This window comes from Acidobacteriota bacterium (assembly GCA_028874215.1).
In the GTDB taxonomy this organism is placed as follows: domain Bacteria; phylum Acidobacteriota; class UBA6911; order RPQK01; family JAJDTT01; genus JAJDTT01.
In genome coordinates this window covers 1-22,595 of sequence record JAPPLF010000009.1, presented here as the reverse complement: position 1 = coordinate 22,595, position 22,595 = coordinate 1, and the positions used below count along the sequence as shown (strand labels likewise).

The window sequence follows — 22,595 nt, the reverse complement described above, 5'->3', positions numbered from 1 at the left end:
GGTCAGTCCTCCAGCATGTCTCCGGCCTGGATGTAGGCGATGAGGTCCGCCATCTCCTGCAGGCCGATGTTCTCTTCCAGGCCCTCAGGCATGAGGGAAACCTGGGACGCCCGGATTTCGGCGATGCGGGCCCTGAGAATCGTCTCCTCCTCCCCGGGACCGCTGCGCAGGGTCAGGCTGCCGGGACCCTCCGCCGCCAGGACGCCGCCGTAGACCAGACCCTCGCGAGTGGTCACGATGTAGTTCTGGAACAGGCCCAGAATCTGGGCATTGGGGTTCAGAATGGCCTGGAGCAACTCCTCCCGGGTGTGTCCCTGCACCCCGACGCGTAGATCCGGGCCCACCGCGTCCCCTTCCTGGGGTTGGTGGCAACGGGCGCACTCCCGTTCGAAGACCTGCTCCCCCCGCGATGAGTCGGCAGCCAGGTCCAGAACCTTTTGGTAGTGCCGCACCACGCGGTCCCTCTCGTCCGGCGTGTCGGGCCGGTACAAGTTCAGAGCCCGTTTCCGAATCGTTTCATCCGGATGCTGGGTGAGCAGGACCCGGTGGTCCTGCTCCAGGGCTGCCGTCTCCACGGTCCCCCGTTCCAGCGCGTCCAGCAGACGGGACGCACGACCGCGGTGGGCGATCAGGGAGTGAAGGGCGGGTCTCCGCTCCCGGGGAGAGAGGGTGCTCCAACGGGGAAGGATCAGGCCGGCGGCCTCCACGTCGTCGTATCCTCCCACGACCTTGAGAACTTCGGAACGCAGGGCGGAATCGGAAACGGAATCCAGAAAGTGTCCGAAAATGGGACGCGCGTCCCGAAATCGGACAGTTGCCAGGGTGCGGACCGCCCCCATCCGATGTTGGTGCGGGAGGCCGGGGTCCAGGGCTCGACGGCGCGCCCGTGCCGTCAGCCTCGGCATCCGGAAGTACCGGGCCACGCGGACCGCCGCCGTTCGGAGACGTTCAGAATCACTTGCCAGGAGTTTGCGGAACATGGCTCGGATGCCTGCCGGATCCAGACCGGCGGCCTTTCCCATTTCCAGACCTCGAGCCAATCCGTCGAGTCCGGCTCGCTGCCAGGCCTCGTTCTCCAGACCGGATGATCGGAAAACCATTTCCAGGATTCGCCTGATTTCCGCCGGCCGTCGACGGGCGCCGGCCACGGCCGCGAGTTCCTCCAGGAAATCTCTCCTCTGTTTCCGATTCTCTGCTCCGAAGAAGTCCGATCTCAGGAGATGCTCCAGAAGATCCGGCGAGGAACCGGCCTCCGAGCTCAGGATGGCCGCACGAAGACCGGGCGTCAGGCTCTGGTGGAGAGCCAGATGTGACAGGGCCCGGGTGACGGCCTCGCCCTGGAACCGGCCGAGACTCAAGGCCAGTTGGAATCCGACCCGCGGCTCCTCTCCCGCCGCCATGTCTACGAGTCGCGGAAGCAGCTCGGGAAACTCCTCGGCCATTCGGACGGCATGTTCCCGGACCCCGGGACTCGAGTCCCGCAGGGCTGGGGCCAGGATCTCGGAATCGACGGCGGAGAGCCCTTCCAACGTGTTCAGCGCGTGCAGGCGGCCTTTGGCCGACTCCCCCCGGCGGACGACGTCCTTGAGCCCGGCGACCACCGAGATCTCCTGCCGTTGGACCAGAAGGCGCTGAGCCGTGAGTCGCCACCAGCGGTTGGGATGGGAGAGAAGCCGAACCAGGCTTTGGGGGTCCGTTCCCTCCAGAGCGGGTTTCCGGGGTGCCGGACCCGACGCTCTTGCGGGGACGACCCGATAGATTCGGCCCCGGTCCGTTCCCGCATAGAAATCCAGATCCCGCTTGATGGGTTCCGGAATCGACTCGGGGTCCTCCACCAGCTTGCGGTAGATGTCCACGATGTAGAGATTTCCGTCCCAGCCGGTGGTGAACTGAACCGGCCGGAACCAGGGATCGGTGGAGGCCAGGAACTCCCGCTGCTGCTCCTCCGGCGCCCGGCTGGCCACGAAACTGATGCCGCTCGGCGCCAGCAGATCCCGGTGAACCAGATTCCCGGCGACTCCTCCGGTGAAGAGATTCCCCCGGTACGGCGGAGGAAGCCGGTCGCCCGCGTAGACGGTGCCTCCGGTGGCTCCGGTGAAGAAACCTTGCACCCGGCGGGTGCGCCCCAGGCCCATCTCGTCGGAACGCTCCTGTCTCACCCGGGTACGGAGTTCGCGCCACTTCTCGGGGGCCGTCCGGGAATAGATGCGTCCGTCGTGGTCCGAGACGTCCCGGATGATGTCCCTGGGCGCCGCCAGATAGGGATTTCTCTCCAGGTAGCGGCGGGGCAGGAGCACGTGCAGGACGTGGGTCCCGGTGCGGGTGACGAAGCGATGGCCCCAGTCGTCGAAGGTCTGTCCGAAGCGGGCCGCTCCCGAAGCCGCTTCGAAGATGCCCCGGCCGGGGCGAAACCGGAAATCGGTTCCCAGGACCGAGACCGGGCCGGCCCCCGGCCGTTCCGGCGACCGGACGATTCCCGGGTGTCCGTCGTTGGAGACGTAGATCCAGTTGTCCAGGGAGTAGCGGAGGTTGCTGACCCGGCCCTGAGGCTGACCCACCTCGAAACCGGTAAACAGGACTCGCCGTTCATCCGCTCGGAGGTCGCCGTCCGTGTCCTTGAAGAAGAGGAGGTCCGGCGCCGCCGAGGCGATCACGCCTCCGTCCCACAAGGCCAACCCCTTGAGCTGGAGAATTCCGTCGGCGAAGACCAACGAGTGGTCCACTCTCCCGTCGCCGTCCCGGTCCTCCAGGACCCGGATCCGGCTCCTGGGCGGTTCGCCCGGCGGCGGATCGTAGGGGTAGTCCAGCATCTCGGCGACGAAGGCCCGCCCTTCCTCGTCGAAAACCAGGTCGACCGGGTCCCGCACGTACGGTTCGGCGGCGAAGATCTCGACCCGCACGTCTCCGGGGTGCTGAAAACTGGCCAGGGACTCCTCCGGCGAGAGCGGACCGGTGTCAGCGCGCTCGCCGCAGCCGGAGAGCAGCAACAGGCCGGGCAGGAGACGGTGCCATCGCATGGGCGCTGATTTTCTCCCGTGGGAGTCGGCTTCGGCAACAGACGGGCCGTCACGAGATTCCTGGGATGCCCGCAATTCGATTCTGATAGGCTGACCCCATGGTCAGAAGCGCTGCCGCCACCGTTGAGGATTATCTGCTGGAGCTCTCCCCGGACCGCAGGGAGGGCATTCAGGCCGTGAGACAGGTGTTCCTGGACAACCTGCCGCCGGGTTACGTCGAGACCATGAATTGGGGGATGATCACTTATGAGATCCCCTTGGAGCGCTATCCCAAGACCTACAACAGCCAACCCCTCATGTACGCGGCGCTGGCCTCCCAAAAGCGGCACATGGCTGTCTACCTGATGTGCGTCTACAGCCACGCCGAATCCAGGACCCGGTTTGTGGAGCGCTTCAAGGCGAGCGGGAAGAAGCTCGACATGGGAAAGTCGTGCGTCCGCTTCCGGAGGGTGGAAGACCTGCCGCTGGATCTCATCGCCGAGACCGTCGCCGGCACCTCGGTGGAGGACTACATCAAGTTCTACGAGGCGTCCCGCAAGCGGTAGAAGGACGCCCCTGTGATTCTGCCTCTGAATGCCGGACGGCTCCGTTCGGCCGACTTTCTGCTATCCTAACAACCCTTGGGGATGGGTCGTCGCACTCTGGAGACCTGTTTCAATTTCGTTTGGGACGTTTCCTCCCGGGCTTCCGGCCAGGAGCGGCGGTTTCCTAACCGCCGAACCGTGGAGCGATCGTGTGGAGTATGGAGGAAAGGGCGATTGGAAATCGCCCCTCCTTTTTCAAGGAATGGAGCGGCGGTTTCCAACCGCCGGATCCCCGTGGAGCTTGGAGGAATGGGCGGTTGGATATCGCCCCTCCTTTTTCGTAGAAGGGAAACCAGACTCATGAGCACAACCGCAGTCAAGAACGAGTACAAGGTCGCCGACATCCGCTTGGCCGGCTTCGGACGCAAGGAGATCTCCCTGGCGGAACACGAGATGCCCGGGCTGATGGCCGTCCGCAAGGAATACTCCGGCAGCAAGCCGCTGTCCGGCGCCCGGATCTCCGGGTCGCTGCACATGACCATCCAGACCGCCGTGCTGATCGAGACCCTGGCCGATCTGGGCGCGGAGGTGCGATGGGCGAGCTGCAACATCTTCAGCACCCAGGACCACGCCGCGGCCGCCATCGCCGAAACCGGGGTCCCCGTTTTCGCCTGGAAGGGGGAGACGCTGGAGGACTACTGGTGGTGCACCGACCAGATTCTGAAGTTTCCCGGGGGCGGACCCAATCTCCTGGTGGACGACGGCGGCGACGCCACTCTGCTGATTCACCTGGGATACGAGTTTGAGGAGGCCTTCGCCGCACAGGGGACTCTTCCCGATCCCGGAACCGCCGACTCGGTGGAGATGAAGGTGGTTCTGACACTGCTCCGGGACCGTCTGCTGGAAGATTCCCGGTATTGGCACCGGATGGCGGGACGGGTCGTGGGTGTCAGCGAGGAGACCACTACCGGCGTGCACCGTCTCTACCAGAGGCAGAAGGCCGGGACCCTCCTCTTTCCCGCCATCAACGTCAACGACAGCGTCACCAAGAGCAAGTTCGACAACATCTACGGTTGCCGTCACTCCCTGCCGGACGGCATCATGCGCGCCACCGACGTCATGATCGGCGGCAAGACCGTGCTGGTCTGCGGATTCGGCGAGGTGGGCAAGGGGTGCGCCCAGTCCATGAGGGGACAGGGAGCCCGGGTGCTGGTGACCGAGATCGATCCCATCTGCGCGCTGCAGGCGGCCATGGAGGGGTTCCAGATCGTGAGGACGGAGGATGTGGTATCGGACGTGGACATCTTCGTCACCGCCACCGGCAACTTCGGCGTCATCCGGCTGGATCACATGGCCCGGATGAAGGACAAGGCCATCGTCTGCAACATCGGCCACTTCGACAACGAGATCGACATGGCCGGACTTCAGGACTCCCCCGGAATCCGCAAGGAGGAGATCAAGCCCCAGGTCCACCAATGGCACTTCCCCGACGGCCACAGCATCCTGGTCCTGGCCGAGGGCCGGCTGGTGAATCTGGGCTGCGCCACCGGCCATCCCAGCTTCGTCATGAGCAGCAGCTTCTCCAACCAGGTCCTGGCCCAGATCGAGCTCTGGCAGAACCGGGAGAAGTACGGGAGAGAGGTCTACGTCCTGCCCAAGCACCTGGACGAGAAGGTGGCGCGGCTCCACCTGGAGAAGCTGGGGGCCAAGCTCACCGAACTCACCGCCGAGCAGGCCGACTACATCGGCGTCCAGGTGGACGGCCCCTACAAGCCGGATCATTACCGCTACTGAGACCGACCCGCTCCAGCGGCTTCATTCCCAATGGCTTGTCGACCTTGATGTCAGGCATAGGTCTTGGCATTTCTTTGACTCATATATTATGAGTCACATATACTAATAGGATATGACCAAAAGGATGCAGGTGTTGTTCGCCGATGATGAGTATGAAGAGATTCAGGCTGCGGCCCAACGGCAACGAATGACTGTCGCCGAGTGGGTCCGGCAGTCGCTTCGGAAAGCACGGTACGATCAAGCCCGTGACGTTGACCTCAAGTTAAGAGCCATCGCCGAAGCAGCGCGATACGAGCATCCCACTGCCGACATCGATGTCATGCTTGAAGAGATCGACGCCGGGCGAGGTCTTGAGTGATCTTCATCGACTCGAATGTGCCCATGTATCTGGTCGGCGCTTCGCATCCAAACCGGGAACGCGCAATCGAGATCGTGACCAGGCTCGTCCGTGAGAGGGAGCACCTGATTACGGACGTGGAGGTCTATCAGGAGATTCTTCACCGATACACGGCGATCAATAGACACGATGCTATTGACGCTGCCTTCCGGACATTGGACGCTATTGCCGACGAGGTTCTCAGTTTCGGCCTGGCCGAGGTGAGGGCCGCCCGACGGCTGATCAGCCTTGTTCCAAGGGTCTCATCGCGGGATGCGTTGCACGTTGCAGTGATGCGTCAGGCTGGCGCCAGCCGCATCCTCAGCTTCGATCGCGGTTTCGACTCCTGCCCCGGGATTGAGCGCTTATGTTGATTCTCAACGGCGACCGATACGGTTGAGAGCGCAGATTTTCAAATTAATTCTGTCACCGGCTGCCCGGTCTCGTCGTCGATGGAGTTGGCGATCTTCACGGGGCGCCCGATGGGGCTCATGTATTCCTTGTGCCAGTCGATGCCGAAGGCCTTGTAGAGGGTCGCGAACAGGTCTCCGATGGTGACCCTTCGCTCCGCCACGTAGGCTCCCCGGTCGTCGCTGGCGCCCACCACCTTGCCCCCTTCGATTCCGCCGCCTCCCAGCAGCAAGGACCAGCAGTGGGGCCAGTGGTCCCGTCCCGCCTTGGAGTTGTGGTGGGGGCTGCGTCCGAACTCGCCCATGACGACGACGATGGTGGACTCCAACAGGCCGCGCTGGTGGAGGTCCTCCAGCAGGACCGGCAGGGATTCGTCCAACTTTGCGGTCTGCTTGATGTTGCGGCTGTCGTTGTTCGAGTGGGTGTCCCAGCCGTTGAGATCGTGGCCGGCGGCGGTGATGAACCGGCTTCCCGACTCCACCAGGCGCCGGGCCAGAAGCAGGCTCTGTCCGAAGCTGGTCCGTCCGTAGGCGTCCCGGGTCTTTTCCGATTCCTGGCTCAGATCGAAGGCTTGCCGCACCTCCGGCGCCGTGATCATCTCCAGGGCCTGTTGGCTGAAACGGTCCATCTTGGCGTGCTCGGCGGTCCGGACCTTCTTCCGATAGTAGCTGTCCACCAGGTTCAGAAAGGTCTGCCGTTCCTCCAGGTGTTCCCGGGTGAGGGTCTTGGGAAGGCTGAGGTCGGGGACCTGGAAGTCCTTCCCATTGGGGTTCCCCACCAGCATGGGATCGAATTCGGGTCCCAGGTACTGCCCCTTCTGGTAGAGGTAGTGCTGTTTGCCCGCTTTGGCCGGGACCACGACGTTGGGCGGCACGTGGTTGATCCGTCCCAGCTCACGGCAGACGATGGACCCGACGCCGGGAAAGTCCATGGCCGGCGTGGGCCGGTGGCCGGTGAGGCCGTAGTAGACCGCCTTTTCGTGGTTGGGCTCCAGGGACTGCATGGAGCGGATGATGGAGACCTTGTCCATGTGCCGGGCCAGGTTGGGAAGCAGTTCCGAGATCCGGATGCCGGGCACGTTGGTGGATATGGACCGGAAGCTGCTGTTGGGCTTGGGGTCCCAGGTATCCATCTGGGCAGGTCCCCCCTCCAGCCAGATGAGGATGCACGAACTCGCCTTGGCCGAGTCGACGTCCTTTCCCGCCTTGGCCATGAGGTGGGCGGCTTCCAGGTAACGGTTCAGGGACATCCCCAGGAGGCTCAGCGAACCCACTTTGAGGAAGGATCGCCTCGCCAGGACCTCCGGAGTCGGCAACAGGCACCCGGTGTATTTCATGTCGCTTCCCTCAGTCCGTTCTCTCAGTGGTTGTGGGCGAATTCCCGCGAGGCCAGGAGCGCCCAGACCAGGTTCTTCAGGCCCTCGCTGCGGGAGGAGCTCCGCTGGACCAGTTGCGCCAACCCGTCCCGCTCTTCCGGACGCGGATAGCGGGACAGGCCCGCGAGATAGAGTTCCTCGATGATTTCCCCGTCGGACGCGCCCGCATCCAGCAGGCGCGCCAGGCGGCTGCCCTCACCGGCCAACCGCTCCGTGTAGGTCGATCCCACCAGGAGGTGGAGCGCCTGGTTGAGACTGGGCTCGACGGTCCGCTCCGGGACCTGCTGGCGATTGGTTCTACCGTACATGTCCAGAAAGGCCGACGGGTAGAGGTCCGGCATGGTCAGCTCGATGGCCCGGGTGCCCGGGGGCGCCAGTCCCTTGTCGGTGGTCTCGAAGGTCTGGGCCACCGCCGTCACCGAGGTCATGGCGTCCAGGAGGACCTCGGCGTCCAGCGGCCGGGGCAGGGAGTGGGAGTAGTTGATTCGGTCCCCTTCCGAGCCGGGATGGGGCGTGGAGGAGAGCTGGTAGGTCTCCGACAGGACCATTCGCCGGAGCAGTTGCTTCAGGTCGTATCCCTGCTCCCGGAAATCACGGGCCAACGCCTTCAGGAGGCGCGGATGCGTCGGAGGGTTGGACGATCGGAAGTCGTCCACCGGTTCCACCAGTCCTCGCCCGAAGAGTTGGCCCCAGAACCGGTTGACCGCGGCCTCGGCGAACCAGGGGTGATTGGTCACCCAGCGGGCGAAGGTCTGGCGGGGGCTGGTGTGGGTGTGAGCCGGCACCGGTGAACCGTCGGGCAAGGCCGGATCCGCTTCCCGGCCCGTCCGTGGATGGATGGTCTTCTTGCTGTCGGGACCGGCGCCGAAATCCGGATCGGGCCCTTCCGGGTCGTCGTAGATCAGGGCGGTGCCGAAGCCAGCCCACTCGGACCGCGTGACCCGCTTGAAGAAGGCGGCCAAACCCCAGAATTCGTCCTGACTCCACGACTCGTAGGGATGGTTGTGGCACTGGGCGCAGTCCAGGCGCCGTCCCAGGAAGACCCGGAACTGTTCGGCCATGGAGTTCTCGGCCCGGGAGATGACACCGTTTTGCAGGAAATGGCGCGAGGCGCCGTCGTAGCCCTGAGCCGTGATCCGTTCCCGGGCCATTCGGTCATAGGGCTTGTTGGCCGCCACCGAGTCCCGGACCCATTGCCAGTAGACGTGGCCGTGCTCGGCCATTCCGGTGGAGATGTGACCGACTCGGAACAGGTCGGCCAGCCGGAAGGTCCAATAGTCGGTGAACTCCAACGACTCCAAAAGGACGTCCACCAACTTCTCCCGCTTGTCCGGGTCCCGGCTGGTCAGAAACTCCCGGACCCGATGGGGAGGGGGCAAGGTTCCGGTCAGATCCAGGCAAATGCGCCGGAGAAACTCGGAGTCGGTGGAGCGGCGCGCCGGCCGGAGGTGGAACTTCCGCAGTTTGGCCAGGATGTAGTCGTCGATGTAGTTGCGCGGGACGTAGGAGGCGGAGTCGGTCACGGCATCGGCGATGACGCCGATCCGGGCACTCACCACGTGACCCGGAGCCCGCACCAGGATAGTGGTTTCCCCCGCGTTGACGGCCCGAACCGTTCCTTCGGAATCCACCTTCACGGTCTCCAGGTTCGAGGATTCATAGCGGACCTGGTCCGTCACGTCTTCACGGGTGCCGTCCGGAAGATCCGCCAACACCAGCAACCCGTGGCGGCCTCCGGATTCCAGGACCACTTCCGAAGGGAGGACCTCCAATCGACGGATCTTCCGCGCCGCCTCGGCCGTTTCGTCGCCGTAGCGGGCGCCCTGCCGGATCCAGTCCAGCAGCGTCCGGTAGTCCGGGGAGTCCGCGGTCATGCGTTCCCCGCCGCCGTGGGGGACCTGGAGCGACGGTTTCTGCAACAGGAGGCTCCGGTCCGGGGCGCTCATGTCCACGCGGGGCTCAATGGCGCCGCCCGCCTCCATGCTCATGACCTGATAGTCTCCGCCCTGGACGATCCACCGGTAGTCCTCGCGGGGATGAAGGGCATCGATGGAGAGCTTGAATCCGGCTCGGCCCTTGACTCCGCCGTGGCAGTCGCTGGCATTGCATCCTCGTTTGGTGAGGATGGTTCCGATGTCCCGGGAGAAGCTGAAGGGTCTTTCCACCCCGTCATTGGAGACACGAACGGGAACCTGGGCAGTCAGGCCGCCCAGGCGAGCCCTCAGGGTCGTCTCTCCATCCGTCAGGGAAGTCACTCGTCCCGCCGGGTCCACCTGGGCAATTCCGCGTGAAGCCAGGAAGAATCGGCTCTGGGAGGTGACGTCCCGCTCCAGTCCGTCGGCTCCCCGTCCCAGGACCAGGACGCGTTGAGTCGCTCCGGGACCTGAGAGAACCACCTCTTCCGGCAACAGACGCAGCGACAGGACGGTCGATGAGCCGGCCGCCGCCGGCGTCCAAGCGCCGAGGAGAACGGCCGCCGTCACGCAGGAGCACAGAATTCGGACCACGCTCGGAGATTTCATGGCGCCAATGCCACCTCCTGCTGGCCGGTGCCGGTTTCCGCGATCTCAGGAGAATCCAGGATCAAAAGGGGAATCCTGCCCGCCATGAGCGGGGGGCCGGTCCGGTTCGCCGACATGGGCCGGGCCCGAATCCTCAGGAACCGGGGCAGGGGAGTCGGTTGAACCTGGGGGCCTGCTTGCAAAACCAACGTGACCGCCTTCCGCTTGGGTCGATGGCTCTTGGGGTCGACGATGTGTTCGCCCGGCGGCCGGTATTGGATTCCCTGAACCAACAGCCCACTCCAACTGGCGGGAGTGGAGGCCTGGACCCGCATACCGGCGGGAAGGCCGTCGACTTCCACCAGGACCTCTCCGTCGAATCCTTCCTCCAGGTCGGCCACCAGTGTCAGGCGCCTGGATTCCCCCGGCTTCAGGTTGAGGCGGTCCGTCATTTCGATAAGCTGGGAGGACACCGAGAAGACGCCTAGCGACACCTCCATTCGACCCAGATGAGGAACCTGCGGCCGGATCAGAACCCGGTATTGGTATTCGTCTCCCCAGGCATGGTCGGTCACGTCCCGGACCAGCAGCCAGTAATCCCCTTCCTTGTCAAAGGTGTGCAGGGTCTTCCGCTCGATGGTCTTGTTGGGGTCGATGCCGTTGCCCCCGTATTCCCGGTAGATGTTGTGGGTCACCACCTCCCCCTTGGCGTCCAGCACCTTGAGCCAGGGGCTGAAGTGGGGGGGAGCGAGCCGGGGCGTCTCGACCTCTATTGCCACGGATTGACCCGCGCCGACCCGGAATCGGAAACGGTCCACGTCGCCGGGAAAGTCAATGCGCCCTTCGGCGAAGCTGGGAAGGGGCAGCTCCTGGGCGGCCTCCGCCGAGTCGTTGGGTTCTTGGTCCCGAGTGGAGGCCATGGTGGGGGAGGCATCGCTTCCGGACGAGGAGGCGGTCACCGAACGGGTTTTCAATTCGGCCAACCGATCGTCCCCGAGTCTCCGGTAAAAGCTTCCGAACTGACGCAGGGTCGTGGAGTCCCTTTCCAGCCAGTCGGCCGGGTCGGCGTGGGCCGGCTGGCCGAAGGCCCCGATCACACGGCGCGAGACAGTCTCGTTCCGGGCCGGTCCGACCCGCAACTGATAACTGTTGTCCCAACTCCGGCCCAGAAACGTGCCCACGGAAAGCAGATAACGTCCAGCCTTCTCGAAACGATGCTCCAACAGAGGGTAGAGGACGAACTGGGCCACGAAGTCACGCCGGTCGAACGAGGTGCTCCGAACCCGGATCGGTTCCCAGGAAAGCCGAGGGCCTTTCAGGACCAGAGGACGAGCCCGATCGGTCCCGAACCAGCTCTGATGAGGTTCGTAGAGCCGGATCTCGGTCTGGGCCCAATAACTGACGCCCAGCTCGAAGCCGGACAACACCTGGAAGGCCAGCGTCTCGCCTGCTTCCACCTCGAAGGAGTAGTAATCCAGTTCTCCCTTCTTTTCGATGGTGCCGTTGACGACGGCCGGGAGGCTGATTTCCTGAGCTTGGGAAGGTCGATGGTGAGGCGATTCGGCTTCATCCTGGAGTTTCTGATTCACCAGGTGGAGGCTCAGGGAGTTGGAGACGCCGGTGGGACTCACGAGCCGGAAGTGGTGAAGTCCGGGACGAGTTTCGGACGAAGTCGCCACTTCGAGCACGGCCAGAAACTCCGGTTCCTTCGCATCCTGGCCCAGGAGTTTCAACGCCCTCCTCCTGTAGTATTCGTCCTCGTCCTTTGCCTCGTTCTCCGTGACCTCGGTCACGGTAAGGAGACGGGCGCGCACGTCGTCACACTCAAACCAGACGGCGTGAGTCCCCTGCAGGCGTTTCCCGCGCACCTGGATTTTGAACGGAGATCCGATGAGCCCGCCGATTGGATGGTGCGAACGCATCTCAGGGTCCCGGGGCTGGGGCTTGTCATTGGCGTGGACGCCTTGAGGGCTCCACAAGGCAAAGCAGAGAACGGCGCAAGCTGGAAGAAGTTTCCGTTTCATTCGTACGAAACACTCCTGTCGGAAAAGCGTTGCACGATTATATCCCGCCACCGCGACTTCCTTCCACCTGGGCGGGGGACTGTTAGTCCGCCCGTCCCCTTTGCGCCAATCCTCCAATTGAAGTTCGGCGGTTGAAAACCCCCAGTCCCTCTCCACGGTCCCACTCCCGGGCCATGCGCTTCAGTTCCGCCACCACGCCGCCGTAGCCGGGGTTGCCGTACAGGTTGCGCTGCTCCCAGGGGTCGTTCAGGAGATGGTAGAGGGACCCGTCCTCGTCGGGCACCCGCTCGTCCATGAAGAAGACCAGCTTCCATTCCCGGGTCCGGACCATGACCCGCCGTCCCCCGCCGCGGCGAAGTTCCTCGTAGGCATCTTCGCTGTGATCGTGCTCCGAGAAACAGGCCCGGCGCCACTCCCGGACCTCGCCCCGGATCAAAGGCAGCAGGCTCCGGCCCCGAATCCCGGAGGGCGGGTCGAAACCGGACAACTCCAGCAGCGTCGGCAGGAAGTCCACCATCTCCACCGGCTCCGTCACCACCTTGCCCTGAGGCAGCAGCCCTGGAGCCCGAAGGATGAACGGGACCTTGACGTTGGAGTCGTAGAAATCCCGTTTCTTCCAGTTGCGGTGCTCTCCCAGTTGGAAACCCTGATCGGAGTTGACGACGATGATGGTTTCAGCCAGGCGTCCGGCCTGTTCCAGGACCGAAAGCAACCTTCCGACCTCCCGGTCCACGGCCCGGATCATGCCGTAGTAAGTTCCCCGGGCGAGCCCGATCTCTTCCCGGCTCAGGTGGGGAGCGCCGCTGTAGACATGGATGTTCTCCCGCTCGTAACGGGGCTTTCCCCGGGTCTCCCCGGGTGTCGGGAAAGGCAGATCGATGCGGCTGGGATCGACGAACCAGGAGGGCGTGGTGGAGCAGGCGACGTGCGGCGCGTGGAAGGAGACGCGCAGGAAGAAGGGCTCCGGCGATCGAACCAGTTCCCGCAGGCGGCCGAGCGCCAGGTTCCCCAGCCGGGCCGTGCGGATCTGGCCGGGAGGAATGTCGAGCAGGCCCCCGATCATCCATTGATGGGTCTGGGTTCGAACCACCGACAGGAGGCGGCGGCGCCACTCGGAGGGCAGGTGCGAGGTGGGCCGTCCCCGGTTGTCGAGATACCGGGGAGCGTCGCCCAAGAGACGCCAATCCTCCCGGAAGGCGTGGGCCTTGCCCACGTTCTCGGGAGTGATGCCGGCCTCGTTCCACGCCTTGAGCAGGTTTGGGGTTTCGTTCAGTGACCGGGTGCGGTAGCGTCCCGGATTCGAAGCCGGCATTCCCATGGCCATGACGCCGGTCTGGTGCGCGTAGAGACCGGTCTTCATCGAGGTCCGCGATGGGACGCAGACCGGATTCTGGACGATGGCCGTCTCGAAGCGGACCCCCTCGCGGGCGATACGGTCCATGTGCGGCGTATCGGCCCAGGGCCGGCCGTAGCAGCTCAGCGTATCCGCCCGCCCGTCGTCCAGCATGATCCAGAGGACGCTGGGCGGGGAGGTTGAGGCCGCGGCGGCGGTTCCACTTCCGGCGAGCAGAAGGAGATAAACGGAGAGGCCGTATCGGGTCACGGAAACTTCGGCTGTCCGCCCCTCCGCTGGGGCCAGGGCTGGTTCAGATCCATTGCCACGGGATCCTCCACTTCCTTCTGGCGAACCCGAAGCCGGGCCCACATTTCCCGAACCTGGTCCTGGTAGTCCGGAAGAAAATAGAGGTTCCGCATCTCCTTGGGGTCGCGGCCCAGGTGGTAGAGCTCCCCGTCGCCGGCGGAGCTCACCGTGAGCTTCCAACCCTCGGGCGTGACCAGGGTCCGGTGCTGGTAGACGTGCCGCCGGTTCCAGGGATGGCTGAAACCCTGTTCGTCGCTGACGACCAGGATGTCCCGGTCGGGGAACTCCCGTCCCGAGCGCAGGTCAGCGGCCCAGCTCTCTCCCTGCAGGTGCTCGGGCAGCGGCTGCCCCATCAGGTCCAGCAGGGTCGGTGTCACATCCACCTGGCTCACGGGCTTCCCGACGCGCCGTGAGCGGTCCCACAATCCCGGGATCGAAAGCAGGAACGGTACCTTCGCCGCCTCCTCGTAGCTGTTCATCTTGGACATGAGGCGGTGGTCGCCCAGCATCTCGCCGTGCTCGCTGGTGAAGACGACGATGGTGTTCTCCTCCAGCCCCAATTCCCGAAGCCGGTCCAGCACGCGGCCCACCATTTCGTCCACCAGGGTGACCAGGCCCCAGTAGCGGGCCATGGCGTCCCTCAGCTCCTCGACGGTCTGGGGATAGGCGATGGGAAGCTCGCCCCGGATCAACGCCAGCCGCATCTGCCGCTTGGCGAAGGATACGGTGGGGTCCATCGGTTGGAAAAAGGAATCGGGGATCGGCATGTCGGCCGGGTCGTAAAGGTCCCCGTAGACGTTGGTGAAGGGCGGCCCCTGCTTGTGATCGGCGAAGGCGTGGGGCGCCAGGAAGCTCAGATAGAGGACGAAGGGCCGGTCCTTGTGCTGCTCCAGGAACCGGATCCCCCGCCGGGCCAGGTAGACCGGCTTGGAGAGTTCCTTGGGCAGGCGGTTGGCCAGGTCGCGGGAATGGCCGTAGGGGGTATCCGCCTCGATCCCCTTCTCCTTCAGGAAGTGGTAGTAGCCGGAGCGCCGGGAATGATCCTGATCCTCGGACCACCACCTCTGATAGATCTCGGTGCTGTCGAAGTCGGTGAAGCCCCGCTGCCTGAAGATCTCGTTTCCCAGGTGCCACTTGCCGTAGTAGGCGGAGGCGTACTCGGGGTCGTGCAGCATTTCCACCAGGATCGGCACCTTGGGATCCAGGGGGATGCTGTTTTTCCACGAGCCGTGCTTGTGGGGGTAGAGCCCGGTGAGCAGGCTGGCCCGGGAGGGAGTGCAGACCGGGTTGGACACGTAGAAGGAGTCGAAGACGAAGCTTCGCCGGGCCAGCCGATCCAGGTGGGGCGTCCGGATCTGCTTGTTGCCGTAGACGCCCAGCGTGTCGACCCGCTGCTGGTCGGTGAGGAATACGATCAGGTTCGGCGGTTTTTTTTCAGCCTCGGCGCCGGGAGAACCATGGAGAAGGGCCGCGGCCAGGAGAGTTAGGATCCAGCGTTGCATGTTTGTCTCCGGGAAGATTCGCGATTCATCAAATTACCCTGTTGCGGGGGAGTCCGGCGATTAGGAAACCGCCGCTCCAGGAGGGGCGATTTCCAATCCCAACCGTCCCTCAGTCAATAACTACTAAACATTAACGTTTTCAATGGATTACCGGGTTCTTCGCCGAATCGGTAAAGTGGTTGACTCCCCATGTCTGGCGTGCTGAACAGGCAACAAACAGGCAGTAGAATTTGCTCCTGAAAGCCGACACGCTCTTTTCCCTTCCCTCATGTTCTCGATGCTCGAAGACATCGTGAATGCGATTCGACGATCGTTTGCCAACACCGCAGCCGCCTGGAGGTCCGCCTTTTCAAGACTCGCGTCCAGGGCGCGGGCGACGGCGTAGCAGACCCCGGCGGCGACGGCGAGGAGAAGCGCAAGGGCCAGAATCATGGGTTGGACGCTACCACGAAATACGCCGCGCCGCCATTGTGCGCAGGGTTCCTTCTCACGCCTCCGAATCAAAGGTGCCAGACCCTTCGTCCGCCTGTTTCAGGTCAACAGGGGCCATCCTACGCGTCCAATGTTTTGACAGTTGGGCGTAAAACCGCCGTGCCGATCGGTAACGCCGAAAAAGCCCTGGTTGCCGCTGATTCGTCTCTTGTGGCGGGGTGACGGCCGCACTGAAGCGGGCGGTCGAGAGACAACCAGCGGCGGAAGGCCGCTCCTTCCAGATCGTGATTGACGGTGAACGCACTTGGCAGTCGCAAGGGCCAATGGAGGCTCGTTTCGGCAGTGCGAAAAGAGGGTCTCGCGCCCGATCCGGGATGTGAATGGGACAAAGGGGGTGGATTCACAAAAAGCGGTCCCGGTGATTCACAAATGCACTCTCCCCGATCTTGTTTCCTTTCAGTCAGTTGCGGCCCCATTTCCGGCCACCGGGTGGCCGCACGGGGAAAATGGAGGTGGACGGGAGCGACCCCCCCTTTTTGCTGCCCGGTGCGGGCGCGGGGGTGTTGCGCCATTCACATTTGCGCAACACCCCCTGGGAGGGTCGCTCCCGTCCCATTAATCCCTGGCGGGAAGGCAGAATGAACACCATATGAAATGGCCCTTCGCAGTTCTCCTCGTGGCCCGCGTGGTAGCGGTGGTCTGGCGCACCCGATTTGATCCCTTTCCCGGGCCTGGAGACAATTCCGTGCTGCACATGATCTCCTATCCCGTTCCGACCCTCCATGCTGCGTGGCAATGGCCATTGAAGTATGTTAGGGCTTTCGGTCTGCCATGGGATGGGTACTCGGATGCAGCGATGGTGAATCCTTCCTTCTATTGAGCAGGACATTGCATCGCACAGGCGTAAAAACATGCGCTGCCGGCCTGATGGAGCGGTTCGGCCATTGCCTGAGAACTGGTGCCATGGTAACAGTTGTTATGGGTGCCACGTAAAGACTCCGATCCGTACGAAGTGTTGGGCTTGGACCATGGTGCGACGGAGGCTGACGTCAGGGCGGCGTATTTGCGTCTGGCCAAGAAGCACCATCCCGACAAGAACCCGGGCGACAAAGCGTCAGAATGGATCTTCAAAGAGGTTCAGAGCGCCTACGAGACCCTGCGTGGAGATACGGGAGTCCGCCCGGTCGGACAACAGGGACCGCCGTCTTCGCAGCCCGATCGAGCGGAACGTGACCAACGCGATGGAACCGAGTATGACCATCGACGGGAACGGCCTGATCGAGAGGAGCATCGGCGCTGGAGGCAGCAGCGCCAAGCTGCGCGTAAACACTCGGCACGTGCGCGAACAAGACCCACGAGTCATGAGCGTGGCCGCGCCGATTCCACCATCCGGCGGACCTTGCGGTGGGCCAAGTGGAACATCTACTGCTCGAACGCACTCCTTTGGCCGTCGGCGATGGCGGGGCTGCTGGAATGGCTGCCCGATCGGGTCGGAGTGCTGGTCTTTCTGTGGATGGCGCTGGGCGCGTTTACGTTGGCGTGGAACGTCTTCCTAAAGGGCGCGATCAAGGACGAGGTCGAGCAGTTCCGACGCGAGGCTCGGAAACCGCCGGATCCTTCTCGGTAGGCACCCGGCAGAGACTACTGAAGCGTCGGAGCAGGAGTCAATGAAAAGGAGTCGCTGGACAACAGAAGAACAGAGAAAGCAGATTGGTGCGGCAATGGCAATTGCCACGACTGCCAACCTGCTGTTGGGGTTACGGTATGCAGAAACGGGGAGGGCATACGTAGACTCGATGGTGACGCACGGAGGATTGGACAGGGATCTGTGCGATGGAGGAACACGGTACATACTGATTCCAATGCTGCCGTTCGCTGTTGAGTTGTGCTTGAAGGGAATAAAGTCGCAAGGAATGCGAGAGTTTCTCTGGACTCACAACCTCCAGTCACTGTGGACGGATCTGGACGCAGTAGAACAAATGGGAATACGAAAACGAGTGGAGAGCCCGGCGTGGAGAAACGAAGCGATGCGACGACGAGATGCCCTTGATATCACGGGCAAAGTGAGAACAATCGATCAAGTCATAAAAGTGCATCAGGATGACTTCGAGCGCTGGAGATACGTTGTTGATGGAGAGAGGAATCTGACGGAGGAAGGCGCGCGCGTGAGCATCGACGAAGCGATAATGGACTTGTACGGCATCGTATTTGCTTGTGTCGAGTACCACCAAGCCCGGGATGCGCAGTATCGGTGAGTTGGTCAAGGACTCGGCCGGCGCGGTTGCTATCGGCCTCGACCTTCGCCGCCGGCCGTCGCGCGTGGAGGAGGTGCTTCGAATCGCTTGACCCGGTGAGTGCGCTCGTGTGGCCCCCAATGGCGGGGCTGACAGCCGACAACGCCTGCTGGAAGGGACGCTCCTGAATCGTCCGGTGCCGGTGTTCGGCACAAGCGCCACCTCCATAGCATGCCCACCGTCGCCGAGTTTGGAGCCGTCGTAGTTGGTGCCCCCCGGTTGTTCTAGTGACAACATCGGCCTCTGCGGTTCGCAGGTTTTTTCGTCGTCCATCAGCCGATGCCTTTCTCGCGAGTTCAGCCCGTGCGGTCGATCGCCAATGACCTACAATCCCGCCATCAGGCCGATACCGGCACTGTGCTCACGGTAGCTGCGAATGCCACGCAGAGTCACCAATCCGTACGAGGTGTTGGGCCTGGACAGCAGTGCGACGACAGATGACGTAAGAACAGCTTACCTGCGTTTAGCCAAGAAATATCATCCGGACAAGAATCCGGGAGACAAAGCATCAGAATGGATCTTCAGAGAGATTCAGAGGGCGTATGAGACTCTCCGTGTCGCCAATGATATGCGGTCGGGGGAACAAGAGCGCCCGTCAACCGCACAGGAGAACAATGTGCGGAGGCAGGCCGAGCGTGCCCGCCAACGCCAGCAACAGGCTGAAGAGGCTGAAAGAGAAGAGTACGAGCAGTGGGAGCGCCAACAGGCCGAGGATGCGCGTCGCCGCTCGGAATGGGCGCGTGCCGAGCACGCCGCTCGCGGAGAGGACGGAACCGAACCCGTCTGTGACGACTGTGAAAGTGTGGTTCGCCGGTGGACCAAGCTGCCTCTAATCGTCCAGCTTAGCTGGGCGTGGACGAAGTGGACGGTGGCCGTGGTTTTCTTGGGATTCATGTTCTCAATTATGGTGATGGTAGCTCTATTATTGCTCTGGTCGGGAGTGTGGTTGATGCTGGTATTGGCGTCGCTGCTTGTGGGGCGGCCGCCGCCATCGCCGTCGGCCATAGAACCACGAGGTGACATGGTTGGAGTGCTGGCGTTTGTGCTGGGGTATTTGCTGGTGCTCAGAATGGCAATAAAGGCGGAGGATAAACCGAAGGTGTGCCCGTCGTGCGGCCGCGTCTCCTAGGGGTGAGATGCTCAGCCGAGAACAACTGCGGATTGCACGAACGAAATTCGTTCACCGTTGGCACGCGGCGCAGACGATCGGTGAACGGTTCGGCAACGATGGCGTTGGCGAGCACTTCAAGCACATCAACCACGCCAAGTCGTTGGCAGAATATATCTGGCGCTACGGCCTCTTCGAGGAATCCGTCGACGGATCCGGCAGGGAAACGCGACGCGGCAGCGTTACATACAGTCTGCGGGATGTCATCGCACCCGTCGCCGCCAAAGGCCGCCCGCATTTGCTCAACGCGATCCGATACGCGTATATCTCGGAACAACCACAGTACCATGAGCTTCAGCGGTACGCCGAACAGCACCCCGATATCCAGGTCTTCGCGAATCGTATCGTCGCCTTACACCGAGGGATGCTTCGGTATTACGTCCAGATGCGGTTGTTCACACCGGCCGAAGCCGAGTACTGGAGAACCCACTCGATCCCGTTGTTATCTCCACTCGTCGGCGGCGACCCAGATGCCGAATGGGGGCCGGCCGAAGAAGCAGGCAAAATCCCGGAGGATTTGACTGCCGCTCTTCGCAGTGCCTTCGAACGCAACATCTACAATGCCCTGGTCGCTCGCGCGAAGGCCGAGCTATTCGAAACGCTCGTCCGGCATCCACAGGGGAGTTCTATTGCCCGCAAGGCGACGAGGGGCGAGCGACGCTACACCACGAGTGCATTAATCCAGGGCCGTCGGACACGGTTCACGATCCACGACGAGGCCGTGACAGTAATGCTCCAGAGCCTCTACGAAGACCCGATGCCTTCTATTATCCGCTGGCTCGCAGCCTTCAAGTCCGCCGTGTCCGCGATGATCACCACGATGCCGATGTTTATCGTCAAGAATTTCTTTCGCGATACGTTGTCGGGCTTCGTGGCCGGGCGTTACTGGCAGGTCCCGTTCTTTTCCACGCTCACGGGAAGCGCTCATGCCATCCACGACCTCGCGACCGGCCGATCCGAAGTGATGCGCGAGTATCTGCTTCAAGGTGGATTCTTCTCGGCCTTGGTCGAATCCGAAACGCACTTTGCTGACCAGCGGGTGGGCTCGGCCACCCTGACGAAGCTCACGCGCCGGGTTTCCCGCATTGTCTACCTGCTCACGCGACCGGCGTGGATTACGGAGGCAGGCACGCGGGTCAGCCAGTTTAGGAAGGCTCTTGAGCATGGCGCAACGAAATACGCGGCCGCTCGAGCGGCCCGTATGATTTCCGCCGATTTCGCCAACATCGGGGCCTCGCGGACTTGGCGGATGTACGTACACACCGTGCCTTTCCTGAACGCTGCGATCCAAGGCCTCGATCAGCTCTATCAGATCGGTCGACGTCGGGCGCGGGCTCACCGTGGCGACCCGTTGCGGAGCCGCGAGCAGACGCGACATATTCGAAAGGTGCTGGCCGCCGGGCTCTGCCTTGCGTTGATGACCGGGGGCGTCTGGTACTACAACACATCGGATGAAGCGCGCCTTGCCGCGTACCAGGCGGAGACTGAATACGAGAAGGCGTCTTGGGTAACGTTGTACGATGTGGCTGGCGACCGCGACATTCGCCTCCCGACGCCGTTCCAGATCGGCGCCACATTCATGAAAGTGCCGGAAGTGGCACTTGACCTCGCCGCCGGCACCGACACGCTGGCAGGTCCCCGGTTCATCTGGGCGCTGATTCACGGCAATCTGGCGATTGGGTGGATTCCCGCAATCGCGCAACCGGTCGTCGAGATCCGAACCAACCGCAACTTCTTCGGTGGCGAGATCATCCCGGCTTACATGCAGGATTGGCTGCCCGAAGAACAATACTTCCCACGGTCGACACCCGAGCTGTACCGGGTGGTTGGCCAAAGTCTCGGCGTGTCACCGCTGCACGTACAAACGTTCGCCCGCGGGTGGACCGGCCATCTTGGAAACGTGGTGGTGACAGGCATTGACGAATTAATGTGGAGTGCAAACCAGAAAGGGCCGAAACCGTTTCCCCGGTTCGCTGGTCTGATCACTGGCTTCGCCAGCCTGGAGCCGCCAAGGTTCAGAACATACACGCGGTACAGCAACGAATTTTACGAGATCTCGGATTGGTTCCGCGCCTTCGCGAGGACTCGTCCTCGGGTCCGAAGTGTCAGAAACTACATGGATCGTGTCCGGCGGGTGGCTTCGAGAACCCGCCGCACGGGAGATCGCATCCGGATCTCGAAGAAGATGAGCCGTGAGGAGAAGGAAAAGCGCTTGATTGAACTTTACGGCCGGATTGACGAAAGATTCCGTCGAGCACTTCCGCGAATGCGCCAACATTACAAGAAGTGGCGTTGAACATCCGTCGGAGGTCGGCTTCTGGCTCGACTGCACCGAAGAAGCAGACGGCTTCGAGTAGACACGAATGGAGTGCGATCATTGCACCAGAACAGGGGACCAGACAAATGCGCACAGAGGTGACATTCGAGCAGATCGTTACTGACGTTCGGTCCAAACTTGAGGATGACGGGGCACGGATTGCAGACACCCCTTGGCCGTTTCGCGAAACGTGGTGGCCCGGCACAACCGTTATTGGGCAAGAACTACTTTCTGACTACGGGGTGCCCACATCGTTCCCCGAAATCGAGAGAGATTTCTATGATGAAGTTGGTGCCATTCGCGATTCGCTGAAGCATGTAGGTCATAAACCAACGCTTGCGGAGTGGCAGAAGGGATCGATAGACGCCGGGCGGAGGTTGATGACGTCCCTCAATCTCCGAACAGATGCGCTCCGTGTCTGGGACAAGATCGCTTTTCCGGTGAGAAGACGGGGCGACCTAGTCTTCCGAATACTTGCGCCACGCGATGTAACGGGATCACCCATCGTCCAAGCCCTACACGTTGACGACTATATTCGGGGCGTCAGCATCAAGACCGCCGAGAACGCTGCATGCATTAGCGGCCTTACAAAAAAGGTCAATCGCTGGCGCTTGACCTCGTTTGTCCTGGTAGCAATCGTCGCTCTGATCTTCGCTTGGCGGGTTGTGGGCTAATAAGCCGCAGGCTATAAATCATCTTGCGGTACGCACTAAGGGTGAAGATTCTCCGCGTCTGTATGAGCGACACTGGCAAGCTCCCCGACGATCTTAGTCGGGTGCTCCTTCGAGATCACGCTCCGTCGGGGAAACACCTAGACCGCCACCGTGTTGGAGATCATTGAGTGCCGGGAGGGTTTCGTCCACGTTCGCGATTCGAGAGGTAGACTGGAAGAGAGGAAAATTAATGTCATCTGAACTTGCCCAGTGGGTTACTCCCGCCGTCATCGTGGCGGTTCTTCTCTACATCCACCGATATTTGCGTCAGGACATGGCGCAGTTGCGTCGCGACACGACTCAGATGGAATCTCGGTTGTGGTCCCGGATGGACCGGATGGAGTCGCAGTTCGTGTGACTCCGAGACCGCCCGGGACGAATCGAGGGCAGGCTCGATGAAATCCGGGAGTTCTTTTTCTGCACTGGAGGCACCGCCGCGTGAGGTACTGAGGAAGGTCTGAGTAAGTCCTCATACGGGGCGAAACAGACCTTAGTATCTCTGCCT

14 protein-coding genes and 1 pseudogene are annotated in these 22,595 nt (G+C 62.5%); 9 read left to right on the top strand and 6 right to left on the bottom strand.

Features of this window, described 5'->3' with window-relative positions; all coding sequences use genetic code 11:
• Positions 1–2: 2 nt before the first annotated feature.
• The gene (locus OXT71_02015) at positions 3–3,017 is read right to left on the bottom strand and encodes a c-type cytochrome (protein MDE2925155.1); all 3,015 of its coding nucleotides are present in this window, start codon (positions 3,015–3,017) and stop codon (positions 3–5) included.
• Positions 3,018–3,115: 98 nt separating this feature from the next.
• Between OXT71_02015 and OXT71_02010 the strand changes: the two genes are divergently transcribed.
• From OXT71_02010 to OXT71_01995, 4 genes are all read left to right on the top strand, one after another.
• Complete coding sequence (locus OXT71_02010) at positions 3,116–3,562, top strand: DUF1801 domain-containing protein (protein ID MDE2925154.1); 447 nt, start codon at positions 3,116–3,118, stop codon at positions 3,560–3,562.
• Positions 3,563–3,901: 339 nt separating this feature from the next.
• Positions 3,902–5,335: an adenosylhomocysteinase gene (gene ahcY, locus OXT71_02005; GenBank protein MDE2925153.1), complete on the top strand. Its 1,434-nt coding sequence runs from the start codon at positions 3,902–3,904 to the stop codon at positions 5,333–5,335.
• A 124-nt stretch (positions 5,336–5,459) separates the two neighbouring features.
• Positions 5,460–5,693 (top strand): antitoxin, encoded by a 234-nt coding sequence (locus OXT71_02000; protein ID MDE2925152.1) that lies wholly within the window; start codon positions 5,460–5,462, stop codon positions 5,691–5,693.
• The gene (locus OXT71_01995) at positions 5,690–6,085 is read left to right on the top strand and encodes a type II toxin-antitoxin system VapC family toxin (GenBank protein ID MDE2925151.1); all 396 of its coding nucleotides are present in this window, start codon (positions 5,690–5,692) and stop codon (positions 6,083–6,085) included. The genes OXT71_02000 and OXT71_01995 overlap by 4 nt, the downstream gene beginning before the upstream one ends.
• A gap of 38 nt (positions 6,086–6,123) precedes the next feature.
• Here the strand turns inward: OXT71_01995 and OXT71_01990 are convergent, their stop codons facing one another.
• From OXT71_01990 to OXT71_01970, 5 genes are all read right to left on the bottom strand, one after another.
• On the bottom strand, positions 6,124–7,458 hold the full coding sequence (locus OXT71_01990) for a DUF1501 domain-containing protein (protein ID MDE2925150.1): 1,335 nt from the start codon (positions 7,456–7,458) through the stop codon (positions 6,124–6,126).
• A gap of 23 nt (positions 7,459–7,481) precedes the next feature.
• Complete coding sequence (locus OXT71_01985) at positions 7,482–10,019, bottom strand: DUF1553 domain-containing protein (protein ID MDE2925149.1); 2,538 nt, start codon at positions 10,017–10,019, stop codon at positions 7,482–7,484.
• Positions 10,016–12,022, bottom strand: coding sequence for a hypothetical protein (locus tag OXT71_01980; protein MDE2925148.1), 2,007 nt, complete (start codon positions 12,020–12,022; stop codon positions 10,016–10,018). Before OXT71_01980 ends, OXT71_01985 begins: the two co-directional genes overlap by 4 nt.
• Positions 12,023–12,104: 82 nt before the next feature.
• Positions 12,105–13,625, bottom strand: a complete 1,521-nt coding sequence (locus OXT71_01975; protein ID MDE2925147.1) for a sulfatase-like hydrolase/transferase — start codon at positions 13,623–13,625, stop codon at positions 12,105–12,107.
• Positions 13,622–15,166 (bottom strand): sulfatase-like hydrolase/transferase, encoded by a 1,545-nt coding sequence (locus OXT71_01970; protein MDE2925146.1) that lies wholly within the window; start codon positions 15,164–15,166, stop codon positions 13,622–13,624. Before OXT71_01970 ends, OXT71_01975 begins: the two co-directional genes overlap by 4 nt.
• Positions 15,167–16,580: 1,414 nt before the next feature.
• On the opposite strand from OXT71_01970, the pseudogene OXT71_01965 reads away from it, so the two are divergent.
• The 5 genes and pseudogenes from OXT71_01965 (at position 16,581) to OXT71_01945 (ending at position 22,448) form a co-directional block, all read left to right on the top strand.
• Positions 16,581–16,757 (top strand): annotated as a pseudogene (locus OXT71_01965) (DnaJ domain-containing protein).
• 508 nt (positions 16,758–17,265) lie between these two features.
• Entirely contained in the window at positions 17,266–17,853 is a 588-nt protein-coding gene (locus OXT71_01960) for a hypothetical protein (GenBank protein MDE2925145.1), read from the top strand.
• Between the two features lie 415 nt (positions 17,854–18,268).
• Positions 18,269–19,021: a DnaJ domain-containing protein gene (locus tag OXT71_01955; GenBank protein ID MDE2925144.1), complete on the top strand. Its 753-nt coding sequence runs from the start codon at positions 18,269–18,271 to the stop codon at positions 19,019–19,021.
• Positions 19,022–19,028: 7 nt separating this feature from the next.
• Positions 19,029–21,356 (top strand): hypothetical protein, encoded by a 2,328-nt coding sequence (locus tag OXT71_01950; protein ID MDE2925143.1) that lies wholly within the window; start codon positions 19,029–19,031, stop codon positions 21,354–21,356.
• Positions 21,357–22,280: 924 nt separating this feature from the next.
• The gene (locus OXT71_01945; protein ID MDE2925142.1) at positions 22,281–22,448 is read left to right on the top strand and encodes a hypothetical protein; all 168 of its coding nucleotides are present in this window, start codon (positions 22,281–22,283) and stop codon (positions 22,446–22,448) included.
• Positions 22,449–22,595: the final 147 nt, after the last annotated feature.